14 protein-coding genes are annotated in these 23,918 nt (G+C 38.2%); 7 read left to right on the top strand and 7 right to left on the bottom strand.

Annotated elements, in window-relative coordinates:
• Positions 1-2: 2 nt before the first annotated feature.
• Positions 3-1,040, top strand: a complete 1,038-nt coding sequence (locus GD597_RS00070) for a PorP/SprF family type IX secretion system membrane protein (protein ID WP_235954132.1) — start codon at positions 3-5, stop codon at positions 1,038-1,040.
• A gap of 377 nt (positions 1,041-1,417) precedes the next feature.
• Positions 1,418-3,226: a molecular chaperone HtpG gene (gene htpG, locus GD597_RS00065; RefSeq protein ID WP_171605748.1), complete on the top strand. Its 1,809-nt coding sequence runs from the start codon at positions 1,418-1,420 to the stop codon at positions 3,224-3,226.
• 142 nt (positions 3,227-3,368) lie between these two features.
• Here the strand turns inward: htpG and GD597_RS00060 are convergent, their stop codons facing one another.
• The gene (locus GD597_RS00060) at positions 3,369-4,364 is read right to left on the bottom strand and encodes a LacI family DNA-binding transcriptional regulator (RefSeq protein ID WP_171605747.1); all 996 of its coding nucleotides are present in this window, start codon (positions 4,362-4,364) and stop codon (positions 3,369-3,371) included.
• Between the two features lie 786 nt (positions 4,365-5,150).
• Here GD597_RS00060 and GD597_RS00055 point away from each other — a divergent pair.
• The 4 genes from GD597_RS00055 (at position 5,151) to GD597_RS00040 (ending at position 17,017) form a co-directional block, all read left to right on the top strand.
• Complete coding sequence (locus GD597_RS00055; protein WP_235954131.1) at positions 5,151-8,078, top strand: SusC/RagA family TonB-linked outer membrane protein; 2,928 nt, start codon at positions 5,151-5,153, stop codon at positions 8,076-8,078.
• Positions 8,079-8,098: 20 nt separating this feature from the next.
• Positions 8,099-9,619 carry a RagB/SusD family nutrient uptake outer membrane protein gene (locus GD597_RS00050; protein ID WP_171605746.1) on the top strand — a complete coding sequence of 507 codons (1,521 nt, stop codon included), beginning with the start codon at positions 8,099-8,101 and terminating at the stop codon, positions 9,617-9,619.
• Between the two features lie 499 nt (positions 9,620-10,118).
• Entirely contained in the window at positions 10,119-13,433 is a 3,315-nt protein-coding gene (locus GD597_RS00045) for a VCBS repeat-containing protein (RefSeq protein ID WP_171605745.1), read from the top strand.
• 347 nt (positions 13,434-13,780) lie between these two features.
• Complete coding sequence (locus tag GD597_RS00040; RefSeq protein ID WP_317170271.1) at positions 13,781-17,017, top strand: VCBS repeat-containing protein; 3,237 nt, start codon at positions 13,781-13,783, stop codon at positions 17,015-17,017.
• A gap of 207 nt (positions 17,018-17,224) precedes the next feature.
• Here GD597_RS00040 and GD597_RS21840 read toward each other — a convergent pair whose 3' ends face one another.
• The 6 genes from GD597_RS21840 to GD597_RS00010 form a co-directional block, all read right to left on the bottom strand.
• Positions 17,225-18,070 carry a hypothetical protein gene (locus tag GD597_RS21840; RefSeq protein ID WP_216368480.1) on the bottom strand — a complete coding sequence of 282 codons (846 nt, stop codon included), beginning with the start codon at positions 18,068-18,070 and terminating at the stop codon, positions 17,225-17,227.
• A 149-nt stretch (positions 18,071-18,219) separates the two neighbouring features.
• Entirely contained in the window at positions 18,220-18,531 is a 312-nt protein-coding gene (locus GD597_RS00030; protein WP_171605743.1) for a DUF2695 domain-containing protein, read from the bottom strand.
• A gap of 330 nt (positions 18,532-18,861) precedes the next feature.
• Positions 18,862-20,025 carry a toxin-antitoxin system YwqK family antitoxin gene (locus GD597_RS00025; RefSeq protein WP_171605742.1) on the bottom strand — a complete coding sequence of 388 codons (1,164 nt, stop codon included), beginning with the start codon at positions 20,023-20,025 and terminating at the stop codon, positions 18,862-18,864.
• Positions 20,026-20,360: 335 nt separating this feature from the next.
• Positions 20,361-21,335 (bottom strand): WG repeat-containing protein, encoded by a 975-nt coding sequence (locus GD597_RS00020; protein WP_171605741.1) that lies wholly within the window; start codon positions 21,333-21,335, stop codon positions 20,361-20,363.
• A 206-nt stretch (positions 21,336-21,541) separates the two neighbouring features.
• Positions 21,542-22,240, bottom strand: coding sequence for a hypothetical protein (locus tag GD597_RS00015; protein ID WP_171605740.1), 699 nt, complete (start codon positions 22,238-22,240; stop codon positions 21,542-21,544).
• Between the two features lie 526 nt (positions 22,241-22,766).
• Positions 22,767-23,372 (bottom strand): hypothetical protein, encoded by a 606-nt coding sequence (locus tag GD597_RS00010; protein ID WP_171605739.1) that lies wholly within the window; start codon positions 23,370-23,372, stop codon positions 22,767-22,769.
• A gap of 341 nt (positions 23,373-23,713) precedes the next feature.
• Here GD597_RS00010 and GD597_RS00005 point away from each other — a divergent pair, with 341 nt between their 5' ends.
• Positions 23,714-23,881, top strand: a complete 168-nt coding sequence (locus GD597_RS00005) for a hypothetical protein (RefSeq protein WP_171605738.1) — start codon at positions 23,714-23,716, stop codon at positions 23,879-23,881.
• The last annotated feature ends 37 nt before the right edge of the window (positions 23,882-23,918 follow it).

Genomic DNA, 23,918 nt, shown 5'->3' with positions numbered 1-23,918 from the left:
CAATGAAAATGAAGCAAAATAAAATATTATTGGTATCAATGCTGTTGCTGTTGGTTGCTTCGATGCAAAATGGTTTGTATGCACAAGACCTCCATTTTTCGCAGTATTTCAACTCGCCATTATTGGTTAATCCAGCCAATACAGGTTTTGCGCCAGATGTAGATTATCGCGTAGGTATCAACTACCGCAACCAATGGGCAAGTGTTACCCCCAACCCCTATAAAACCATGAGTGCATGGGGCGATGTTCAATTGTTTAACGATCGTTTTCAAAGTGGCTGGGTTGGTTTGGGCGGGGCATTGTTAAGAGATGTTGCCGGTAGCGGTGGCTTAACTTCTACCCGTGGTTTTGCTTCTGTTGCTTACCACCAGTTATTGGGGCAAAACAGTTTGTTAAGCGGCGGGTTTAATGTAGGGCTTACCAATAAAAGAATTGACCTTAGCAAACTTACTTTTAACAGCCAGTGGAATAAAGATTTCTTTGATATTACCATTCCCAGCGGCGAAAGCTTTGCCTATAATTCAGTTACCTATCTCGATATTCAGGCCGGCCTTAATTTTGCTTTTTTCCCTACTGATAATGCCTATATTAATCTTGGCGCCAGTGCCATGCATCTGAACCGGCCAAGGGAATCTTTTTTTAATAACAATACCCTCGATACCCGTATAGACCCCAGGTTTACTTTTTTTGTAAACGGTAGTTTTAAATTAAACGACCAATGGATTGTAAACCCCAATATTTATGTAAGTAAAATGGGTACTGCTTACGAAACGGTTGCCGGACTAAATGCCCATTACAACCTTAGTGGCGATGGCAGTACACAGGTAATTGGTGGCTTATACCTGCGCTTAAAAGATGCATTTATACCCATGATAGGCTTTCAGTTAAAAGATGTTTCTATCACGGTGAATTACGATGCTACCAGCTCTACCCTGGGCACCTACAACCAAACCAATGGAGCCTACGAATTATCTATTATTAAAACAGGCTTGTTTACCCCGGGCGGTAAAGATGTTAAATGCCCAACCATTAGCTTTTAAATAATACCCATTTTTTTGGGGCCCGGCAAATCAATATCCATAAGGCTTTTCTTGCGTTGCACACTTGTGCTGCAACAATACTATTGGGCTTTTACAGCCGGAATTTTACATGCTAAAATGCAGTTACTAATATTCCAAACCTCTGTTTTTTGACGCTTTAGCCACAGTCATGCTCAATAGGAAAAGCTTGCCTGCCTGACCGTTTTTGGGTAAATCATTGGCTGTTTATGCAAAAATGTACTTTGCCCTTGTCATCCTGTCATATTTTTTGGTTTTGGTACTTTCTTTGTTTGCCCAAGCTGGTTATGGCGTACAAGTGTGCGACGCAACGGCTGCTTAATTAAATTACCTAAAGCTTAGTACAAAAAAATAGCAATATGCAAAAAGGACAAATAAGGGTAGAAACAGAAAACATTTTCCCCATCATTAAAAAATTCCTGTACAGTGATCATGAAATTTTTCTGCGCGAACTGGTAAGTAATGCAGTAGATGCTTCTCAAAAACTTAAAACCCTGGCATCGAACGGCGAACCAACCGGCGATATTAGCGATATGCGCATTGATATTGTGCTGGATGCCACCGAAAAAACACTTAGTGTTATTGACCGCGGTGTGGGTATGACACAGGATGAAGTAGATAAATACATAAACCAGGTGGCTTTTAGCGGCGCCGAAGAGTTTATGAATAAATATAAAGATGCCAATATTATCGGGCATTTTGGTTTGGGTTTTTACAGCTCGTTTATGGTGAGCGATAAAGTAGAAATGTATACCAAAAGTTATAAGGACGAAAGTGGTGTTTACTGGAGTTGCGATGGCAGTCCCGAATTTGAATTATATGCCGTTGACAAAGCCGACAGGGGTACCAAAATTGTAATGCATATAAATGAAGACAGCAAAGAATTTTTAGAAGCCGACCGTATTGGTAAAATGCTGGAGAAGTTTTGCAAATTTTTGCCGGTACCTATTTTTTATGAAGACAAACAAATTAACAATACCAACCCCATCTGGACCAAAAAGCCAGCTGATTTAACTACCGAGGATTACCAGAATTTTTATAAGGAATTATACCCTTACAGCGAAACACCATTGTTTTGGATACACCTGAATGTAGATTATCCGTTTAATCTTACGGGGGTATTGTATTTTCCTAAAATAAAACAGAGCTACGAAATACAAAAAGATAAAATTCAATTATACAGCAACCAGGTATTTGTTACTGATGAAGTAAAAGAAATTGTACCTGAGTTTTTAATGCTGATGCATGGTGTAATTGATAGTCCGGATATTCCTTTAAATGTAAGCCGCAGCTATTTACAGGGCGATCCTAACGTAAAAAAAATCAACTCTTACATTACTAAAAAAGTAGCCGATAAACTGGAAGAAATTTTTCGCAACGAAAGACCAGCTTTTGAAGAAAAATGGGAAAGCCTTGGCTTGTTTGTGAAATATGGCATGATGACCGATGATAAATTTCTGGAAAAAGCGAATAAGTTTCTGGTAATGCAGGATGCAGTTTCCGGTACCTTTTATACGTTGGAAGAATACAAACTAGCTACCGAAGTTTTACAAAAAAATAAAGAAGGCAAGCAGGTAATTTTATATACTACCGATATGGTACAGCAAGATGCTTATCTGCAGGCCTGTGCCGCCAAAGATTACAAGGTAATTAAATTAGATACCCTGATAGATGCTGCCTTTATCAGCAATATGGAAATGAAATGGGAAGGCGTGCATTTTGTACGTGTTGATGCTGATATTGTAGATAACCTGATTGATAAACAGGAACACGACGCCAGTGTTTTAAGCAAGGAAGAAGAAGAAAAACTAAAAGAGCTGTTTACACCCGAAACAAAAGCCGTTAATGTAACCGTAGAAATAAAAGGCCTAAGTGCCGATACTGCGCCGGTTATAGCTACACGCCCCGAGTTTATGCGCCGTATGAAAGATATGGGTGCCGCAGGCGGTGGCATGGCTGCTTTTTACGCCAATATGCCCGATGAAGTTACTTTAACCGTAAATGGTAATCACCCACTGTACCAAACACTGTTAAAAGAAGAAAATGCCGATAAACAACAGAAACAGGTTAAAACCCTGGCCGATCTGGCATTGCTTTCTCAGGGCTTATTAAAGGGCAACGATCTTACGGCGTTTATTAACCGTAGTGTAGATTTGATGCAGGCATAGTATACCTATTATATATAAAGCCATCAGCTAAAGCAGGCTGGTGGTTTTTTTGTGCCCGGCGTCTGGTAAGCTATTTGGCTTTACTTGCGTCGCACACTTGTACATGGGGAACAATTATCAGCAATCAACAGCCAATACCTATTTAAAGGGAACCTCCCTCAATTAAAACAGATTCTACGGTAAGCTCCTGTATAAAGGTACTGCCCGATAAGCAGGCCATCATTCTGGTAAAAGCCAGTTTACCCAATTTATAGCCACTGGTTTCGGCATAGGTAATTTCCGGGTAATATAGTTTAGGTATATCTCCATTACTAATGGAAACTACGGCAATTTCTGTGGGTATTTTTAGGTGTAATTCCTGCAGGGCCTTCATTACACCGGTTAAAATTTCATCACTCATGCAAAAAATGGTATCTGCCGCTTTTTTGTTTTTTAGCAGGCTAAGTGTTTTATTTCTGGCTTCCTCGGCGCTCATAGCATAGTCAATTACCAGTTTGTTGCTCATATTATGCTGTTCGAATGTAGCAGTAAAAGCGGCTACCCTTTTTTTGGTAATAGACAGGTTGTTATTGCCAAACAGGGCAAAGGTTTTTTTACGCCCTTTTTGAATAATGGCTTCTGCAGCCAGTTTTGAAGCCTGGGTATCTGCCACACAAATCTTGTTACATTCCTCATAGGCAGGCACTTTATCAAAAAATATAACGGGTATATCCAGTTCGTCTAATTTAAGAAATGGACTAACGTCGGTGGTATTGGGCGATATACAGGCGAAAACCCCGCTCACCCGGTTTAGCCGGCAAAGCTTTAGATTTTTTAATTCGGTTTCTGTATCGTCTAATGTTTGCAAAATCATTAGTGAATAACCGTTTTTACGGCTTTCTTCCTCTATAGCAGATATAAAGGAGTCGTAAAAGAAATTGGTGATATTGGGTACAATTAGCGTAAATACCTTGCTGTTATTGGTTCTAAGGTTAATAGCATAGGTGTTGGGCTCATATTCCAGTGTTTCGGCCAGTTCAAGTACTTTTTTCTTGGTTTTATCAGAAATATCCGGGTGATCTTTTAATGCTCTGGATACGGTAGATATGCTTATATCGAGAATAGAAGATATTTTTTTGAGCGTGGTATTGTGTTTCATGGCAAAAAATCAAAAAAAGGATAAATAAAGCAAAACGTTTAAATCGTTAGCGTTGAATACAACATTGCCAAATAAAAAAGGACAATTACTCACCATATTTGCTGCGTAAAGACCTGTTGTACAAGTGTGCGACGCAAGTAAAGCTGCGATACATTCTGTAGCATGGCTAATTATATGTATTAAACTGCACTATAAATATAAGCATAACCTTAATTGAAGCGGGAAATTAACTTGTATTACTATGTGTATACAAATTTACAAGGAGGTTATTGGTGTACATTTTTATCACTCTTTAGGTCATTATTTCTAAAGCAGGTGTTAAAAAAGGCAAAAGGTAGAAAAATTTATAAAAATATTTCCACAGCAACCGTGTTCGCAAACATTTTCGCAAACGTTTGCAGTAAATGAGCGCAAATGAACCTGATATAGGTTTTTAAAATGAATGTAATATTGAACCCGGTTTGAAATAAAATGTTATAGTATAAGACTGTTCTTTATTGTTTGACATGGTATACCAATTTCGAAAAAATCAAAACAATAATAAATAGTTGCCAGAAAAAAACTGGTTATTTTTTACCTAATGTGCAGCATATATTAATATATACTGTCTCATTATTACAAAATTGGAAAAACAGGCATGCAAAAAAAGAATTTTGCAACTTTTTTTTATAAATGTGTATTATATACACAGATTACCTATTTTTAACAAATATTAAACTGCTTGTTATTATGACTACAACTCGTATGCTAAGAGTTCTTCTCTTGTGCCCGCTGTTCATGTTTATCATGCAACAATCCTGGGCTCAAAACAAAACCATCAATGGTAAAGTAACTGACGACAAAGGGGCTGCAATTGCAGGCGCTTCAGTAATTGTGAAGGGAACCAAAATTGGTACATCTACCGATGCATCAGGTTCTTTTAAACTTACTGCACCTGCTTCGGCTGCTAAATTGGTTATTACTTATGTTGGTTTTGGTTCTACAGAAGTTGATATTACATCTGCTTCTGATGTGTCGGTATCATTAAAGCCTGAATCAACAAATCTTACAGATGTTGTTGTGGTAGGTTATGGTACTTCTAGGAAAAAAGATTTAACCGGTGCTGTTGCATCAGTTAAAGAGAAAGATTTTAACAAAGGTCTTGTTACTGCTCCGGATCAATTGATCCAAGGTAAAGTTTCTGGTGTTCAGGTTTTGAACAACAGCGGCCAGCCAGGCGGTGCTACTACTGTTAAAATCAGGGGTAACTCTTCTATCAGAGCTGGCAGTCAGCCTCTGTATGTAGTTGATGGTGTTCCATTAGATGGCCGTTCTGCTAGACCAGGTGGTTCTGGTGCAGGTATCGGTACTTCTCCAGATGGTAACCCATTGAACTTCATTAATCCTAACGATATCGCTTCTATGGAAGTATTAAAAGATGCATCTGCAACAGCTATCTACGGTTCCCGTGCAGCTTATGGTGTTATCTTGATTACTACAAAACGTGGCCAGGCTGGTGCTACTAAATTAGATGTGTCTTCATCAGTAGGTACCAGCAGTATTCTTAAGAAGCTGGATGTATTAGATGCAACTCAGTACAGAGCTGCTCTTTCCCAGTATGGTTTGGGTACAGGTAACGACTATGGTAGCAGTGTTGATGCAATGGATGCTATTTTGCAAAATGGCATGACTCAGAACTTCAGCTTAGCTATTGGTGGTGGTAATGAAAATGGCCGTTACCGTTTATCAGCCGGTTATTTTGACCAGAACGGTATTATTAAAAAGTCTGAATTCAAAAAATTCACTACTAATTTCAGTGGTAACTTTAAATTCTTAGACAGTAAAAAGCTGGGTTTAGATTTTAATTTAACCGCTACTCAAACAAGGGAAGATATTCCTCCTGTAAGTAATGATGCTGGTTTTACCGGTAACATTGTTGGTCAGGCACTTCAGTGGAACCCAACCAGACCTTTAATGGTTAAAAGAAGTTCAGACGGAACGGATTCACTTAATATATTGAGAGGATCTACTACTGTTAACCCATTAGCTATGTCTGCAGCTTATGAAGATGTTGCTAAGGTAACAACTGTATTAGCCAGTGTTTCTCCTTATTACAAGTTTACTCCTAATTTGGAATACCGTATGTTGGCCAGTGTTAACTACGCCAGCGGTAACAGAAGAAACCAAATTTCTTCTTTTATTAATCTGGATGGTATTCTTGACAGAGGTTTTGCTTATTATGCCAACAATGAGTTAACTACTTATCAGTTAACCCAAACATTAAACTATAACAAGCAAATTACTTCTGATCTTAATCTTAGTGCTGTGGCAGGTTATGAGTATATGAAGTTTGAAAACAAAGGAATTAACATGAGCGGCAAAGATTTTGGTAACTATCCTATAGATTATACCAATTATTTCCAATACTCTTCACAGGGTAATCGTGGTATAGGTTCTTTTGCAGATCCTACCGTTGAATTGCAGTCTTATTTTGCTCGTGCAACTGTTAATTTTAAAGACAGGTACTTATTAACCGGAACATTTAGGGCAGATGGTTCTACCAAATTTGGTAAGAACAACCGTTATGGTTATTTCCCTTCTTTCTCTGCTGCCTGGAATATCAGCAATGAATCTTTCATGAAAGATGTTGCTTTTATCAGCAATCTTAAATTAAGAGCTGGTTGGGGTAAAACCGGTAGTCAGGATATTCCTCCTGGTGTATCTCAACTTAAATATGCTTTTACTGGTATTAATGCGCTTGGTTTAACCAACTATCCAAATGCTGATTTAAAATGGCAGGCTGATGAGCAAATTAACGTAGGTATTGATTTCGCTGTACTTAAAGGTCGTGTGGCAGGTTCTGTAAACTATTTCAACAAAAAGACCACTGGTTTGTTATATCCAACAATTACTCCTCAGCCAGCACCTCCGGGAGCTCCTCCAACATGGAAGAACCTGGATGCTACTATCGAGAACAAAGGATTTGAAGTTGATTTGAACACTACTATTATCAAGAATGCTAACTTAACATGGGATTTTGGTGTAAATGCATCCTTTATCAAAAATATGGTTAGTAATTTTAAAGGACAAATCCCCACAGGCTCTTTAAGCGGTCAGGGTATTTCTGGAGCAACTGCTGAATTGATTGTCAACAATCAACCATTGAATGTATTCTATACCAGAGAATATTTAGGTTTGGATAAAGATGGTCAGTCTACTTATACAGATGGTGGTTATGTTCGTTATTTCCTGGGTAATCCAAACCCAACCACATTGTTAGGTATCAGTACTTCTCTTAATTATAAGAAATTAACTGTATCAGTAAACATGAATGGTGCTTTTGGTCAGAAAATTTATAACAACACCCTGAATAGTGTAACACCAATTGGTAATATTCTTGGTGGTCGTAACATTGCCGCTTCTTTAATTGGTGGTCCGGTTCAGGAAGCATTGTCTAACCCAATTGCTCCTTCTTCCAGGTATATTGAAGATGGTAGCTATTTAAAACTGGCCAATGCCACTTTATCTTATAATATTGGTTCTTGGGGTAAAGTTGTAAAAAGCATGAATGTGTTTGTAACAGGTCAAAACTTACTTGTATTTACCAAATTTACTGGATTTGATCCTGAGGTAAATACTGACAAACAAGTAAGTGGTGTGCCTTCAGTAGGTATAGAGTACACTCCTTACCCATCTGCAAGATCATTCCAGTTAGGTTTAAACTTTTCTCTATAATTAGTTAAAAAATCAGTTATATGAAATATACAAAATTGCTTGCTTTAGCTATTCCCACTGTTTTATTATTCAGCTGTACCAAGCTGGATGAAAAATTCAACGGGGATTTAACTGCCTCTGAAGTAGGAGGTGGCTCCGGTGGCGGTAACGCCGGCGCATTATTAACGGGCGTATACAATGCGATGCGCACACCTTATCAGGATCAAAGTCAGGTTTGGGCTTCTCAGGAGCACACTTCTGATGAAGCAATCGGACCCACAAGAGGTGGTGACTGGGATGATAATGGTGTTTGGAGAGTATTACACCTGCACCTTTGGGATGGTGACCATGCATTCTTAAGAGGCACCTTTGAAAATTTGGGTGGTATTATCTTCTCTGCATCCGATATGTTGCAGTATTCACCTACTCCTTCTCAGGCGGCACAGGCAAGGTTCTTAAGAGCTTTTGCTATGTTCACTATGTTAGATGGCTGGGGTCAGGTAGTGTACAGAGAGCCGGGTTCTGCAATACTGGATGCTCCAACTGTATTGTCTGGTACTGAAGCTCTTGATTTTATCATTTCTGAGGTAACTGCTATTCAAAATGACTTACCAGATGGACCCGCTAATGTTGCCAATAAAGATGCAGCAAAAGTATTCCTGATGAAAATTTATCTGAATAAAGGAGCAATCACCAGCAGGGAAAACCCCACTTTTGATAATGCTGATATGACACAGGTAATTACCCTTGCTGATCAAATCATCAACAGTGGTAAATATTCATTAAGCAGCGATTATTTCGACAACTTTGCACCAAACAATGATGCCCTTTCTACTGAAAACATTTTTACAGCAGAAAACATCGGTGGTTCAAGCAGTGGTAATGTTCGTTCAAGATGGTATTGCGGATTACACTACAACATGAATCCTAGTGGCTGGAACGGTTTTACTACATTGTCTGATTTCTATAATAAGTTTGATGCAAATGACACACGCAGAAGTGAATCCTATGCTGGTGTAACCAATGTTTCAGGTATCAAACCTGGCTTCCTGATTGGTCAACAATACGATCAAAATGGTACAGCTTTAAAAGATCGCGGTGGTAATCCATTGTCTTTTACTCCTGAAGTTAAAAACATCGAAACAGGTACCAACCTGGAAGTTACCGGTATTCGTGTAATTAAATATCCTATTGATTATGTGTCTGGTGATAATGCCAATAACGATTATGTATACTATCGTTATGCTGATGTATTGCTGATGAAAGCCGAAGCTTTATTAAGAAGCGGTGGTAATGCAGGTGATGCCTTAGCCCTGGTAAATCAGGTAAGAACAAGAAGTGGTGCTGCTGCTTTAGGTTCTGTATCTGTTGATCAATTATTAGATGAAAGAGGACGTGAATTTTACTGGGAAGGTATGAGGAAACAAGACCTTATCCGTTTTGGTAAATTCTTACAGCCTTGGCAGGAAAAACCATCAGATGATCCTAAATATCTGTGGTTCCCAATTCCAAACCAACAATTATCTGCTAATCCAAACCTGGTTCAAAATCCTGGTTACTAATTAGTAGTTAAAGTATAATTTTTGCAAAAGGCCATTTACGAATGGCCTTTTGCTTTTTATAAAAGTGAGTAGCTATATGCCTTTATAAAAGCTAATTATTTTTTGGCAAACTATTAGGCCAACAGGCAGCTTTACTTGCCACGCTCGGTTCATCGTTCTGTTTTCATGGCAACAAAACAGGTTGGGAGATTTCTGTTATTTTGAAACAAATGGGGTTATACTAAAACGTATACTTCCATCAAAATGTCAGGCAGCAGTATGGTTTATCTGAAGTATGAACAGTTAATGGTTAAATTCACCTGAAAATATTATTCTTATAAAAATCTTATATAACAGAAGGTTTTTGTAATAACACTCGTCACTAACTTTGAATATGTTTTTAACTGTATCGTTTTTTTTATTGCTCAGCTATTTGTTGCTGTTCAAGTGTGCGACGCAAGTAAAGCTGAATAATTACCTTACAGCCGGGTCAACAACGCTTCGCATTTGCTTTATTCTTATGTTACCTTTTTTCCTGTTTACAGCCTGTAAAAATGAGGAACAACCCCCCGCTCTTTTTGAATTACAACAGAATAGCGGTATCAATTTTACCAACGAAGTACATAACACTAACGACTTTAATATTTTTAGTTACCGTAATTTTTATAATGGTGGCGGCGCAGCCATAGGCGATATTAATAACGATGGACTGGCCGACGTTTTTTTTACAGCCAATATGGGCAGTAATAAATTGTTTTTAAACAAAGGCAATTTTAAGTTTGACGATATTTCAGCAAAGGCTGGGTTTACCAATAAGCAAGACTGGAGCACCGGGGTTGTAATGGTAGATATTAACCATGATGGCTGGCTGGATATATTTGTTTGTAATGCAGGTTATGTAAATGGTAAATTACCCAAATGCCAGTTGTTTATTAATAATCATCAACTTGGCTTTACTGATTCTGCAGCACAGTATGGTTTAACCAACCCGGGTGGATATACTACCCATGCGGCCTTTTTTGATTATGATTTGGATGGCGATCTGGACTGTTATATTTTAAACAATAGTTTTATACCTGTTAACACCTTGAATTATGCCAATAAGCGAAACCTGAGAGCCGAAAACTGGCCGGTAGCAGATTTTGTAAAAGGCGGGGGTGATCATCTTTTGCGTAATGATAATGGTCATTTTACGGATGTTAGTGAACAGGCCGGTATTTATGGTAGTTTGATTGGTTTTGGACTGGGTATTACCGTGGGAGATATTAATGGTGATCATTATCCCGACCTCTATGTGTCAAACGATTTTTTTGAAAAGGATTACGTATATGTAAATCAACAAAACGGCACTTTTAAAGAAGAAGGGGAGAACTGGATTGGCCATATGAGTCTGGCATCTATGGGTGCCGATATGGGCGATATTAACAACGATGGTTTCCCCGATATTTTTACAACCGATATGCTACCCAGCGATGAGTATCGCTTAAAAACAACTTCTTCCTTTGATAATATTGATGTAGAAAGATTAAAAGAAAAATCCGGATTCTACTATCAGTATATGCAAAACACTTTGCAACTAAACAACCAGCATGGAAAATTTTTGGAAATAGCCAATTATAGTGGCGTAAATGCATCTGACTGGAGTTGGGGTGCACTTATGTTTGATGCGGATAATGATGGCTTAAATGATATTTATGTATGCAATGGTATTAACCATGATGTAACCAACCAGGATTTTATTGATTTTTTTGCCGATGATGTGGTACAAAAGATGGTAATGACTGGTAAAAAGGAAGCGGTGGATGATATTATAAACAAAATGCCATCGCAACCCATACCTAATAAGGCTTTTAGAAATAATGGCAACCTAACTTTTTCTGATGAAGGCAACAACTGGGGTTTCTCTCAACCCTCTCTTTCCAATGGTGCCGCCTATGGAGATTTGGATAATGATGGCGATTTAGACCTGGTAGTAAACAACGAAAACGAACCGGCATTTGTATATAGAAATCAAAGCAGGGAAAATAATAAACACCATTACCTGGGTGTGCAATTAAAAGGTAAAGGCAATAATACTTTTGCAATAGGCAGCAAAATTGAACTGTACAAAGGCTCCCAAATTCAAAGCCGCGAAGTAATTCCCAATCACGGCTTTCAATCATCTGTAGATTATAAAATTATTTTTGGAACAGGAGATAATACTGCCGCCGATTCTCTGGTAATTATTTGGCCCGATTTAACCCAAACCACCATAACACATCCGGCAACCGATTCTGTGTATACCATCAGCTGGGCAAATAATTCCTTTCCGTTGGTTGCACCTAAAACAGTTATTCCTGCAACAATTTTTACTGCGGTACCTGCTAATTTTGAAAAGCATACCGAAGACGATTATATAGATTTTTATTACGAACCTGGCCTTATGGAAATGCTTTCCCGTCAGGGCCCCAAAGCCAGCACCGGAGATGTAAACGGCGATGGTCTGGAAGACATTTTTATCGCCGGTGCAGCTAATCAGGCATCACAATTATACCTGCAACAGGCCAATGGTAGCTTTTTAAAAAGTGAACAATCTGTATTTAAGCAGTTCGCCGATTTTGAAGACGTAGCCGTATTGTTATTTGATTGCGATAAGGATGGCGATCTGGATATTTTTGCGGGTGCCGGTGGCAACAATGCACCCGCTGGCAGCCGATTAATGCAAAGCCGTTTGTATAAAAATGATGGTAAAGGCAATTTTGCCGTCGATACCAAAGCCATCCCCAATAGCGGCATGAACACTTCCGTTGTAATTGCCAATGATATTGATGGCGATGGCGATATAGACCTTTTTGCAGGTAGTAAAAGTGTGCCACAACTCTATGGGGTTTCTCCTTCCAGTTTTATTTATTTAAACGATGGTACCGGCCGCTTTACCGATATGGCTAAAACTAAAAATCCTGATATAGCCACTATTGGCATGGTATCGGCAGCTGTATTTGCAGATGTTACCGGCGATGCCCGCAAAGAATTGATTATTACTGGCCAATGGATGCCTACACGTATTTTCACCTTTGCAAAAGATCATTTTGAAGAAGTGAAATCCAACCTCAACGATAGAAGCGGCTGGTGGCAGGCCATTGCTGCCGCCGATTTAAATGGCGATGGTAAGCAAGACCTTGTACTGGGAAATATTGGTGAAAATTTTTACTTGAGACCTTCCGCCACAGCCCCCGCAAAATTATTTTTAAAAGACTTTGATAATAACGGTGAACTGGAAAAGATTGTTACCAGAACAGTAAACGGAAAAGATGCTACCATTTTAATGAAACGCGATATTACCGATCAGTTGCCTTACCTAAAAAAGGAAAACCTGAAACACGAGGATTATGCAAAAAAATCCATGCAGGATTTGTTTACAACAGATCAGTTAAAAAATGCCACAGTAAAATTATTTAATGATGATGCCAGTTGTATTGCCATCAATATGGGCAATGGCCAATTTGAAATACAACCTTTGCCGGCAAATGTGCAGTTCTCATCAGTAAACGCCATTTTGTGCACCGATGTTAATAGCGATGGTATTCCCGATTTGATTATGGGCGGTAACGATTTTTGTTTTCAGCCGCAATTTGGCCGGCTCGATGCCAGCTTTACCCATGTGCTCATTAACAATGGTAAGGCGCAGTTTAGCTATGTGCCCAATGCGGTAAGCGGTATTGAATTGCGTGGTCAGGTACGTGATATTCAACCGGTAAAAAATAAGAACGGTAAGTATTTGCTTATGCTGCAAAATGGCGAAATGCCTGTTTTGTATGCCTTTAACAAGCGCCCATTTACGGCGGCAGGTAAATAAGCGAAATGTATAAATGCCTTTTTAGCCGGGCAAAAGAATAGATATGAAACATGCTTGCGTCGCACACTTGTACTGCATAGCCCGGCGCAACAGTAAGCTGTAGTACAAAATAAAACATCGCTCCAACTAAGCATTACATGGGTAAGTATAACTATAAAAATATGCTGTATTCAATACACACTTCAGTTATAAGCTGCATACAATTGTTGCAGCACAAGTGTGCGACGCAAGTAAAGCTTCCTGCAACATTTACAGCCGGGCTCAACAGATTATTTGTTGTTATTATTGTTGCCATTGCACTTAACTCATGCGGAAAAAACCCAACCGCAACGCCCCCAATTTTCGAAGTGCTGGATAAAAGCCGTACAGGTCTTGATTTTAATAATACCCTGCACCCCGATTCGGTATTTAATGTGCTGGATTATATGTATTTCTACAATGGCGCAGGTGTGGCCGCCGGCGATTTTAATAACGATGGCCTGATTGATTTGTTTTTTGCCGCCAACCAAAGCACCAATAAAATATTTTTAAATACCGGTAACCTGCATTTCAAAGATGTTACCGCCGCGGCCAAACTTCTACAGGATGGTGGCTGGAGTACCGGCGTATCTGTTGTGGATATTAATAACGATGGCCTGCTGGATTTTTATATTTCCCGTGTGGGCAATTACGAAGTGCTAAAAGCCAATAACCAATTACTTATTTGTAAGGGCATTGACAAAAACGGCGTTCCATTTTATAGCGATGAAACGGCTACCTGGGGCCTTGCATTTTCGGGCTTTAGTACACAAGCTGCTTTTTTAGATTATGATATGGATGGGGATCTGGATATGTTTCTCTTAAACCATTCCGTACACCAGAATGGCACTTTTGCGGAACGTTCTTTATTTCTGGGAACCTATCATCCACTGGCAGGCGACAGGCTTTTTAAAAATGAGGGCAATCATTTTACAGATGTTACCAAAGCCTGCGGCATCAACAGTTCTGCCATTGGCTATGGCCTGGGTGTTTGTGTGGCCGATATAAACCTGGATGGCTGGCCCGATATGTATATTGGCAACGATTTTCATGAGAATGATTATCTCTATCTAAACCAGCATGATGGCAAATTTAAAGAAGTATCGGGCGAGGAAATGATGCATAGCAGCCAGTTTTCTATGGGGGTAGATATAGCCGATATAAACAATGATGCCTATCCCGAAATTATCTCCATGGATATGCTGCCCGAAGATCCTTCCATTTTAAAGCGCTCCCTTGGCGAGGATAATTACGATTTGTTCTATGAGAAAATAGGCTACGGCTATAGCTTTCAATACACCCGTAATAACCTGCAATTTAACCAGGGCAATAACCATTTTAGCGAACTGGGTTTATATGCCGGTGTGGCGGCAACAGACTGGAGCTGGGCACCGCTTTGGCTAGACTTTGATAATGATGGATTAAAAGACCTTTTTGTAAGCAATGGCATACCCAAACGTATGAACGATATTGATTACGCCAACTATGTATCTAACGATGTGGTGCAGCAAAATATGGCCAATCAAACCAAGGGACAAAAAGATATGGCGCTGATAGAAAAGTTCCCACAGATTAAATTGCCCAATAAGTTTTTTAGTAATAAGGGCAACCTGCAATTTATTGACAGGCAGGATGCCATTGCTGATAATGCACCCAGCTATTCCAATGGCGCCGTATATGCAGATTTTGATAACGATGGCGATCTGGATATTGTAGTAAATAATATTGACGCCGATGCGGTATTGTACGAAAACAAAACTGCTGGCAGTAGTGCCCAACATTTTTTGCAGTTACATTTAAAAGGCCCTGCCGCAAATATTAATGCAATAGGCGCCAAACTTTTATTGTATACCGGTAACAGTATAAGAACTTATGAAAATTACCCGGTGCATGGCTTTTTATCCAGTATGGAAATTCCTTTGCATATTGGCTTAAATAATACCAAACCCGATTCCCTGATATTGATATGGCCCGATAATACCTGCCAGCACTTAACCGCTTCCGATACAGGAATTGTTCACCTTAGCTATCAAAAGGGGCTACCTGATTTTAACTATACCGCCTTACAGCAACACCAGCCCAATACCACCATTCCCATGGCTGATATTACGGCTGCAACCGGTTTGCAATATACCCATCAGGAAAACCCATTTAACGAGTTTAACCGCGAACAGTTAATCCCCCGCATGTTCTCCACCGAGGGCCCGGCATTGGCGGTTGGTGATATTAACAAGGATGGATTAGAAGATGTATTTATAGGCGCTGCCAAACGGGTTAAAAATGCCTTGTTTATTCAAAATGCCAATGGCACATTTACCCAAAGCCAGCAACCGGTATTAGCTGCCGATAGTGTTTATGAAGATGTAAGTGCCTGCTTTACTGATGTAAATAATGATGGCCAAATTGATCTGGTGATAGCCAGTGGCGGCAATGAGTTTTTTGGCCACGACGAGCACAATACGCCCCGGGTTTACTTAAACGATGGCAAAGCCCATTTTACCAAATTGGCCGGCGCATTTGATACCTTGTATACCACTGCCTCCTGCGTAATACCCTGCGATTTTAATAAAGATGGGTTTACCGATTTATTTATTGGTGGCAGATGCGTACCTAATGCCTATGGACAAATACCTGCTTCTTATCTATTGCAGAACAATGGTGCCGGTAAGTTTACCAATGTAACTTCAAAATATGCCAAAGACCTGTCCACCATTGGCTTTGTAACCAATGCTTATTGGTGCGATATAGATAAGGATGGCGATAGCGACCTGCTTTTATCCCTTGAATGGGGCCCCATCACTGCATTTATCAATAACAAAGGCAGCTTTACCAAACTGCCCCTAACCACCCAAAATGGCTGGTGGAACAACCTGTTGCCCTGCGATATAGATAACGATGGAGATATAGACCTGATAGCGGGCAACCTTGGCCTAAACAGCCGGCTGAAAGCCAGCGAGGAAGAGCCAGTGCGCATGTACTATAACGACTTTGATGGCAATGGTAAAAAAGAACAGGTGCTCACCTATTACCTGCAGCACCGCGAATATCCCTTTGCCAGTATTGGCGAGCTGCAAAAGCAAATGCCTGTATTAAAAAAACAGCTTCTCTATGCAGCCGATTTTGCCAAAGCCACCCTGCCCGAAATTTTTACGGCGGATAAACTCAATAATGCCACGTTATTTACCGCCAACTATTTTGCCAGTGCCCTATTAATAAACGATGGTAAACTACATTTTACCCCAAAAGCATTGCCCTGGCAGGCACAGTTAAGTCCGGTAAAAGATGCTGTTATCATCAATGCCAATAACGATGGGCTGCCCGATATACTGCTCACCGGTAATTTTTACGAAAACAATATAGAAATGGGCCGCTACGATGCCAGCTATGGCACCATTCTTATCAACATGGGGGCGGGCAATTTTGAATGTAGCCCTATAAACGGATTAAGTATACAGGGGCAGGTACGCCATATATTGCCCTTACAACTGGGCAAAAATGCCACCTATATATTGGCCCGTAATAACCAACCAGTACAAATTATACAGCAACTGCAAGCAAAAAAATAGCAGCCAAAGCCAATGTTTGGGCCCGGCAAAAGCAACACTATTGGGCTTTACTTGCGTCGCACACTTGTACGGTGGGGAATACTAGGCAGTTTTTAGGGAAATAAATTATTTTATTTGTAATGAATCAAAGGGGAATAAACGCTTGGTTGACGACTATTTTAAGAAGATGTTTGTTTAGCTATTGCAGGAATAGACAGTAAGCAGCAGTTATTGTTTTGCTCTCCAATCTGTCAGTGCGGTTTGAATTGCAAAGTCTTTGGTGTCTATAAACATTTTTTCCGCTTCTTGTCCATAGAGTTGCAAAAAACTGTCTGCCGCATATTCTCTAGTATTGTCGTCACTTTTATCAAGCAGCTTTAACAATATTGTCTTTGTATTTTTATGCCTAAATTTTTTTAATGATATTGCCAACTCACGGTCAATGGTAATTGATTTCATATCCATTAAAAACAAAAGTTCCATTGGGTCGGCACTCCTTTTCTTCTTTCGGATTGCCCAAAGTAAAACCTCTAAATCACTTTCATTTTTTTCAGTTTGTAGCTTGGAAAGGATTTCATCATATTGCAAATCCTTTTCCTTTGGTTCATATTTTTCCCTAATACTTTTTGCTTTTATTTTGCCACTTTGGCAATAATCACATCCGCAAGGCTTTTTTCCATTGGAACCTGGTTTATATCGCCATCCAATGGTTTGGGGCAGACTTCTTATCTTGTGGATTTCCTTCGCCTCTATTTTCCTGCAAATAATTAATTCATAGCCCAATGGGTCTTCTATGGATAATATTTCTTTGATGGCTTCACCCAATTCGATATGCCTATGTGGTTCGTTGAATTTTCCAGCAAATACTTTTTCTGAACTGTCAACCTTAAAATAAACACCGACAAATGTATTACCTCCAAAACGCTTTAATTCTCGCAACCATTGATGGGAAACATAGAAATTTTGCATTACAGGCATACAGAAAACGCCTTTCATTCGTTTCCCGATTTTTATTCCATTGGTTTTAATGTTTGAGGATTCTCTTTCGTCAGCAAGATGGACTAATGTAGGCATGTTGGTTGAGTTTATAATTGCTGCTTACTTTTTTCGACTGGACTAAGGTGGCGATTTTCAACACAGACTTTTATACGAAGCCTGCTGGATTATTAGAGAATTTTGATTTTAGGGCCGAATTTCTTGAGCATCGATTCTGATTGATTTTTTTATAAGATGGGATTTTCACCAAACTTTTCTTCAACGTTAGCAAGAACTTCGCAATCACAATATCCGCTATTTTGCCTCAACCATTCCTTTACATTATTGATATTCTCGACTCTTTTGGATTCCAAAAAAAGACTTGTCAATTTTAATGTATGATCGCAACTATTGTCAATTAGTTCTTTGTCTAAGTGATCGAATAAATTTTGAAATAATTCACGGCTAATGGGCAAACTTGCTTCAAACTCTTCTCTTGCTTTTTTACGAAGATCATTAGTAATTTGCTTACGTCTTTCTTTTTCGCTTTTATTAGGCATGTTAAGTATTGAGATGTTCAATTAAGCTTGCATTCAACTCAAAAATAGACGAACTAAATAGCCATACCAAAAAAAGTCTCTTGTTGATATTTCATGATTTAATGGTGCACTTTTTTAAATAGAGGGCATTCTATGTTTTTCCCATTCAAATATTGGCCAGACTAAATAATAACTATTAAACTTCACTTGCGTCGCACACTTGTACAGTGGGAATGCTATGCAGCTTTTAAGGAAGGAAATTGTTTTTCTATGTTGTAATACATTATATCCTTATGTTAAACGTACGGTTCTGTGAGGAGCTGCGGGGCGAAATCCTCCTTGCTTACTCAACTAGCGGCTGCTCTTTGTCTGGCAGTAGTCAGATAAAGCCTCTGTTATCATTTTTGATTTGTCACCTAAGAACACTGCCTTTTGCAAGTCATTACAAATTTTTTCTTGTTCGTCTTGCGGAATTGGCACTTTATCCTTTGATGCTAAAACTGTAACCTCGCTATTTTTAGACAATGTTCTACTGCTTGCAAACTGATATTTTCTTATTCGGGCAAATGCTCTATTAGCTAATGCAAATTCCATTAACGGCTCAAACTTTAATGCTTTGTCAAAATCTGCAATGGCTTCGTCAAATTGAAAATCATTCAATTTTATAGTTCCTCTTGAAAAATAAGCTGCAGCATATGTGCTGTCTAACTCAATAACTCTGGAACAATATTTTATTGCTGCTTTTGTGTCTCCTACTTTATTACTTTCGTTACTATTGGTCATTAACTGATTTATTTTCACAAGACTTGGGTCAGGAATTACTTTCCCATTTTTGATAAAAACAGTTTCTTTTATTTTTCCCGTAGAATAATACTTTGTGGCAGTGTCAAAAACTTCACCTGATTTGTATTTGCTCCGTAATTTGACTTGCCCATTAGGATAAAATGATTCCCAAATTCCTTCTTCTTTTCCATTTACAAATTCTCCTTTTTGTTTCAATGAACCATCTTCATAATATTCATTTTCAAAACCATTTTCAATTCCGTCTTTGTAATCTCTCTCCATTGCTAATTTCCCATTCTGATAGTACATTTTGCGATGTCCATTTAGCTTGCCATTGAGAAATGTACCTTCTCCTTGTTTTCTACCACTATAGTAATAGTCAATAAATTGTCCGCTGTATAGATTGCTACGAAAAAGAAAAGCTCCATTTTTCTTTTCCATTTGTTTTGAGGAAGGAATTTGTTTTATGCTTTCGGGTCTATTGCGATATTCTTTTGTAAACAAAAAAGTTACTCCATCAAATTGCCCATAACCTAACAGCATTAATGTGTCTTTATTTTTTATTACTGTGATGTCAGCAACATCGGTTTGCAAAATGTCATTCCCTTCTTCGGGGTCCTCTATAACTGGAATAGAGTCAATCACAAACATTATCTTGTCATTTGAATTCTGTCCAAATGATATACTACTAAAGAAAAAAAGTCCTGTGAAAAGTAAAATTATTTTATTCATATTCGGGTGTTCAAATAGAGTTGCCGCTAACTCAAAAATAAACGAACTAAATAGCCATACCAAAAAAAGTCTATTGTTGATATTAAATACTTAAATAGAGGTTTTTTTTAAAAATACGGGGCATCTAATTTTATTATTAAAATATTGGCGCGGCAAAAAAATAACTATTAAACTTCCCTTGCGTCGCACACTTTTGCAGTGGGGAATGCCAGGCAGCTTTTAAGGAGGGAAATTGTTTCTCGATGTTGTAATACATTATATCCATAACTTACACGTACGGTTCTGTGAGGAGCAGGGGGCGAAATCCCCCTTGCTTACTCGACTGGCGGTGGTTTTTATCTTGTCGGCTCCCATATGTAGTTCCCTTTTTTGTCAATAATACCATATTTGTATTGATTGTAATTTTCGCCAGTTACCACAGACGCAAATCCATTTTCAAAGTCGTCTGCACTAGTAAATATTGGTTCCACTATAATGTGTCCAGCCTTATCTATGTAACCATATTTTTTGTTTTTCCCTTTAGGCTTAAAAACAGCAAGCCCTTCATTAAAATGTTCTCCTAATTCAAAGTCATAAGGAATGATCAGATTTCCGATGTCGTCTATATATCCATAACCATTGTTCCAAACCGCACACAAGCCTTCTGAAAAAAAAATGTCCGAACCTTGCAAAGTTGGCGGGATTATCATTTCATTTTGTTTGTTTATGAACCCGTATAAATTCTTTTTGTTTGGCTTTCCGGTAATGTCCTTTTTCGGTGACACCGCTGCTTTGCCTTCAGAAAACTCCCTGGTGTATTTGTATATTGCAGGAATAACAAAATTACCTTCTAAACTAATGTGGCCCCAATTACCATTTTCAGAACAATTTATTAGGCCGTCGCTATATTTTGAAACTGCGAAATTTTTTCCACTTAGAATTATGTTGCCTTGCCTATCAATAAAACTGCTCTCTGATATGATGTCTTCCCTAATAAGAGCTATCCCATTTTCGAAGTTATTAGCCTGATAAAAGGATGGTTTTACTGCTATGTTTCCTTTTGTATCTATGTATCCCTGATTGTCACCAATAGTAACTACTGAAAGGCCTTCCGAAAATCCTAAAGCACTATCAAACTTGGGTTCAATAACTATGTTTCCTTTTGTATCTATAAATCCCACTTTTTCTTCTACGAATATTCTTGCAAGCCCCTCGGAAAAGGAAGATGCACCGTCAAATTCAAAGTCTATAACAACATCACCTTTATTGTTAATAAACCCTGATTTTCCGTTCTTGATTACGTGAAATAAATTTTGATTGAAGTATTCCATAAAATTACCGCCATCTCAAAAATAACCGAACTAAATAGCAGCACCCAATAAATTATGGAATTGATATTCAATCCTTGTATGGCGCGTCTATTTTTTACCATTCCATTTAACAATTGTCTTCGCATTGCTAACTGTTCCCTCGTACTATCAAAAAACAGTCAAATTCCCATTCTGGCGCAAGTATGCGAACTATTATGGGTGTATAGCTATTTATCTGGAATAGTAATTATTTTCTGTATTGAATCCGTGGCTCCAATAGTCAAATATACCGGTCTGTATACTTTTCTAAATGGATCTAGTTCCCACGCATGAACATTGTTTTCAATTAAAGGAGTATGAATAAAAAAATGATAATTAAAGGTTTTTGTACCTTTTTCAATGAAAGTTTTGAAATCATAATTCTCTGAAATATTCAGCTTAAAATTCAATTGTTCATTAGCTTTTAAAATAATGAAATTTTCTTTGATTTTAAAATTAGGGATAACAGCAGGAGGTGAATTTTTTTGACTGTAATATTTTTGCTGACTATCCGAATCAACATAGAAATTCAAATGATGAAAATTGGAATCCATAAAATCAAAATAATTCTCAACCAAATTTTTATATGGAAATACTGGCTTATATATAGTAATATCAGATGTTGAATTATTAATTATGATAATTGTAGCGAAAATTGAATCTATGGATTGTGCAGTTACTTTAACCTCAGCATACAAGCCCTTTATATCTTTAAATATTAACATATCAGATAGCGAATCAGCATTTAATGATTTTGTTTGCGGCTGCTCTTCGACTATTACTTTTTTTTCATTTTCAAGTTCACAACTAAGCCCCCATTCTGGCGCAAGTATGCGGAAGCACATGAAAGCAATAAAAAAAAGTACAAATGCAGCAGCTATTTTCATTTCATGCGTTTAACCTTTACCGACAAAACGGGTACTCAAATAAATTTCACAAAGAATAAGCACGGCTAGTAAAATGGCAAAGTGAATGAATGTTTTTGTCACTTTTGGTCTGTTGCCTTTATAAACGAAGTAAGATAGTCTGATGATTGTTAACAATGCACCTGCCGCAATAAGTAGTTTGTAAAAACCAAAAACTATTCTGTCTGTGCGATAATAGTAATACAAGTCTCCGTTTAAACCTGGTCTCTCTGTGAAAGTTGCGAACGAAATCCAACCATAGCTTATAGAAATTAGTCCACATGTAATTACAATGAGAACTGTCAAGATGAAGTGAAATATGTTAATTTGAATTCTCAAACCAGGTTGCTTTGAATTACTGAAGATGTTAGTTTAAAGTGACGCACAGCGTTTTGGCGCTTGGCGAAGAAGCGGATTTAGAAGCACTAAACTTTCAACCCAGCACAAAATTTGATACGAAGCAGGATGTTCAATTAACCACTGAACCCGCTTTTTTGCCAAACGCCTGTTACCTGCCGTTATTCCCATTTTTCAAGTTGTCTGAAATTGATAATTGTTCTTGGCTTGCGTCAATACAAATTGAAATTAAACTTTCAATGTCTATAGCCAAATATTCACTGCGATTGATATACAGTCGTTTTTCATTCACAAAGGTCATTTCTATTTCATCCGTCAACCCGTTCAATTTCATGCTTTTTAATTGACTTAAATTCCTGTTTGTATTTCTAAAGTCATTCAATATGAGCTTCTTTTCCTTAATAACCATTCCAATTGGTTTCAGTCTCTTTGTAAAAATGCTTATAACAATGTCAAATATAACAACTGACCAGAATAATAGTATTTGAAGGAAATTAATTCTATTATTGATAAAATAGCTGACAGATGGAATAAGTGCCAAGAGAATAAAAAGTGGTCGAACCATTTTTGTTTGTCTTCTGAGGATAAGGTCGCCTTCAATTTTAGTATTTGCAATATTATTGAATTCGTAGATCAAATATCCGAAAAACAATACTGTCAAAACAATTACAATGGAATTCGAATAAGGTATGTCAACAAATGTTGTCGACATTAGAATTCCTAAGTAGATAATTAGTATTATAAGCTGTTTTTTCATAATGGCAGGTAACTCAAAAATAGACGAACTAAATCGCAGCACCCAAAAAATTATGGCGTTGATATTCAATGCTTGTATGGTGCATTTTTTCAAATAGATGGTGCGTCTATTTTTACCATTCCATTCAATAATTGTCTTAGCCTTGCTAACTGTCTCCTTGTATTATCAAAACAGCCATCAAACTCTTTTAATTGCTTCCACAGTTATTTGAAAATTCGTGATAATACCCGTTTTGGGACGCAAAAGGGCCAAAAAACATCTAAACGGACAGGTTTGCCATGTAAACGGACACTATTTCCATCTGGACAGACACTATTACCATTTGGACGGACACTATTGCCATGTGGATGGACACTATTGCCATGTGGATGGGCACTATTGCCATATGGATGGACACTATTGCCATGTGGACGGACACTATTGCCATCTGGATGGGCACTATTGCCGGTAATATCCAAATAAGTGTGGGGTACTATGCAAATAAGTGTGTAAGTGCTAAACTTGCATAATAAAATGAAAGAACAAAACGAGTTATTAAAGAGTTTA

Origin of the sequence: Limnovirga soli (genome assembly GCF_013106755.1) — a bacterium.
GTDB classification, from domain to species: Bacteria; Bacteroidota; Bacteroidia; order Chitinophagales; family Chitinophagaceae; genus Limnovirga; species Limnovirga soli.
Note: the sequence above shows the minus strand (reverse complement) of the source record. Positions and strands in the feature narration are given on the sequence as shown.

Excerpts from the sequence above, each read along its gene's own strand:
- GD597_RS00015 (WP_171605740.1), bottom strand. The coding sequence starts at position 22,240 with ATGAAAATAGCTGCTGCATTTGTACTTTTTTTTATTGCTTTCATGTGC.
- GD597_RS00050 (WP_171605746.1), top strand. The coding sequence starts at position 8,099 with ATGAAATATACAAAATTGCTTGCTTTAGCTATTCCCACTGTTTTATTA.
- GD597_RS00055 (WP_235954131.1), top strand. The coding sequence starts at position 5,151 with ATGCAACAATCCTGGGCTCAAAACAAAACCATCAATGGTAAAGTAACT.
- GD597_RS21840 (WP_216368480.1), bottom strand. The coding sequence starts at position 18,070 with ATGCCTACATTAGTCCATCTTGCTGACGAAAGAGAATCCTCAAACATT.
- GD597_RS00005 (WP_171605738.1), top strand. The coding sequence starts at position 23,714 with ATGTGGATGGACACTATTGCCATGTGGATGGGCACTATTGCCATATGG.
- GD597_RS00070 (WP_235954132.1), top strand. The coding sequence starts at position 3 with ATGAAAATGAAGCAAAATAAAATATTATTGGTATCAATGCTGTTGCTG.
- GD597_RS00025 (WP_171605742.1), bottom strand. The coding sequence starts at position 20,025 with ATGAATAAAATAATTTTACTTTTCACAGGACTTTTTTTCTTTAGTAGT.
- GD597_RS00045 (WP_171605745.1), top strand. The coding sequence starts at position 10,119 with ATGTTACCTTTTTTCCTGTTTACAGCCTGTAAAAATGAGGAACAACCC.
- GD597_RS00010 (WP_171605739.1), bottom strand. The coding sequence starts at position 23,372 with ATGAAAAAACAGCTTATAATACTAATTATCTACTTAGGAATTCTAATG.
- GD597_RS00060 (WP_171605747.1), bottom strand. The coding sequence starts at position 4,364 with ATGAAACACAATACCACGCTCAAAAAAATATCTTCTATTCTCGATATA.
- htpG (WP_171605748.1), top strand. The coding sequence starts at position 1,418 with ATGCAAAAAGGACAAATAAGGGTAGAAACAGAAAACATTTTCCCCATC.
- GD597_RS00020 (WP_171605741.1), bottom strand. The coding sequence starts at position 21,335 with ATGGAATACTTCAATCAAAATTTATTTCACGTAATCAAGAACGGAAAA.
- GD597_RS00030 (WP_171605743.1), bottom strand. The coding sequence starts at position 18,531 with ATGCCTAATAAAAGCGAAAAAGAAAGACGTAAGCAAATTACTAATGAT.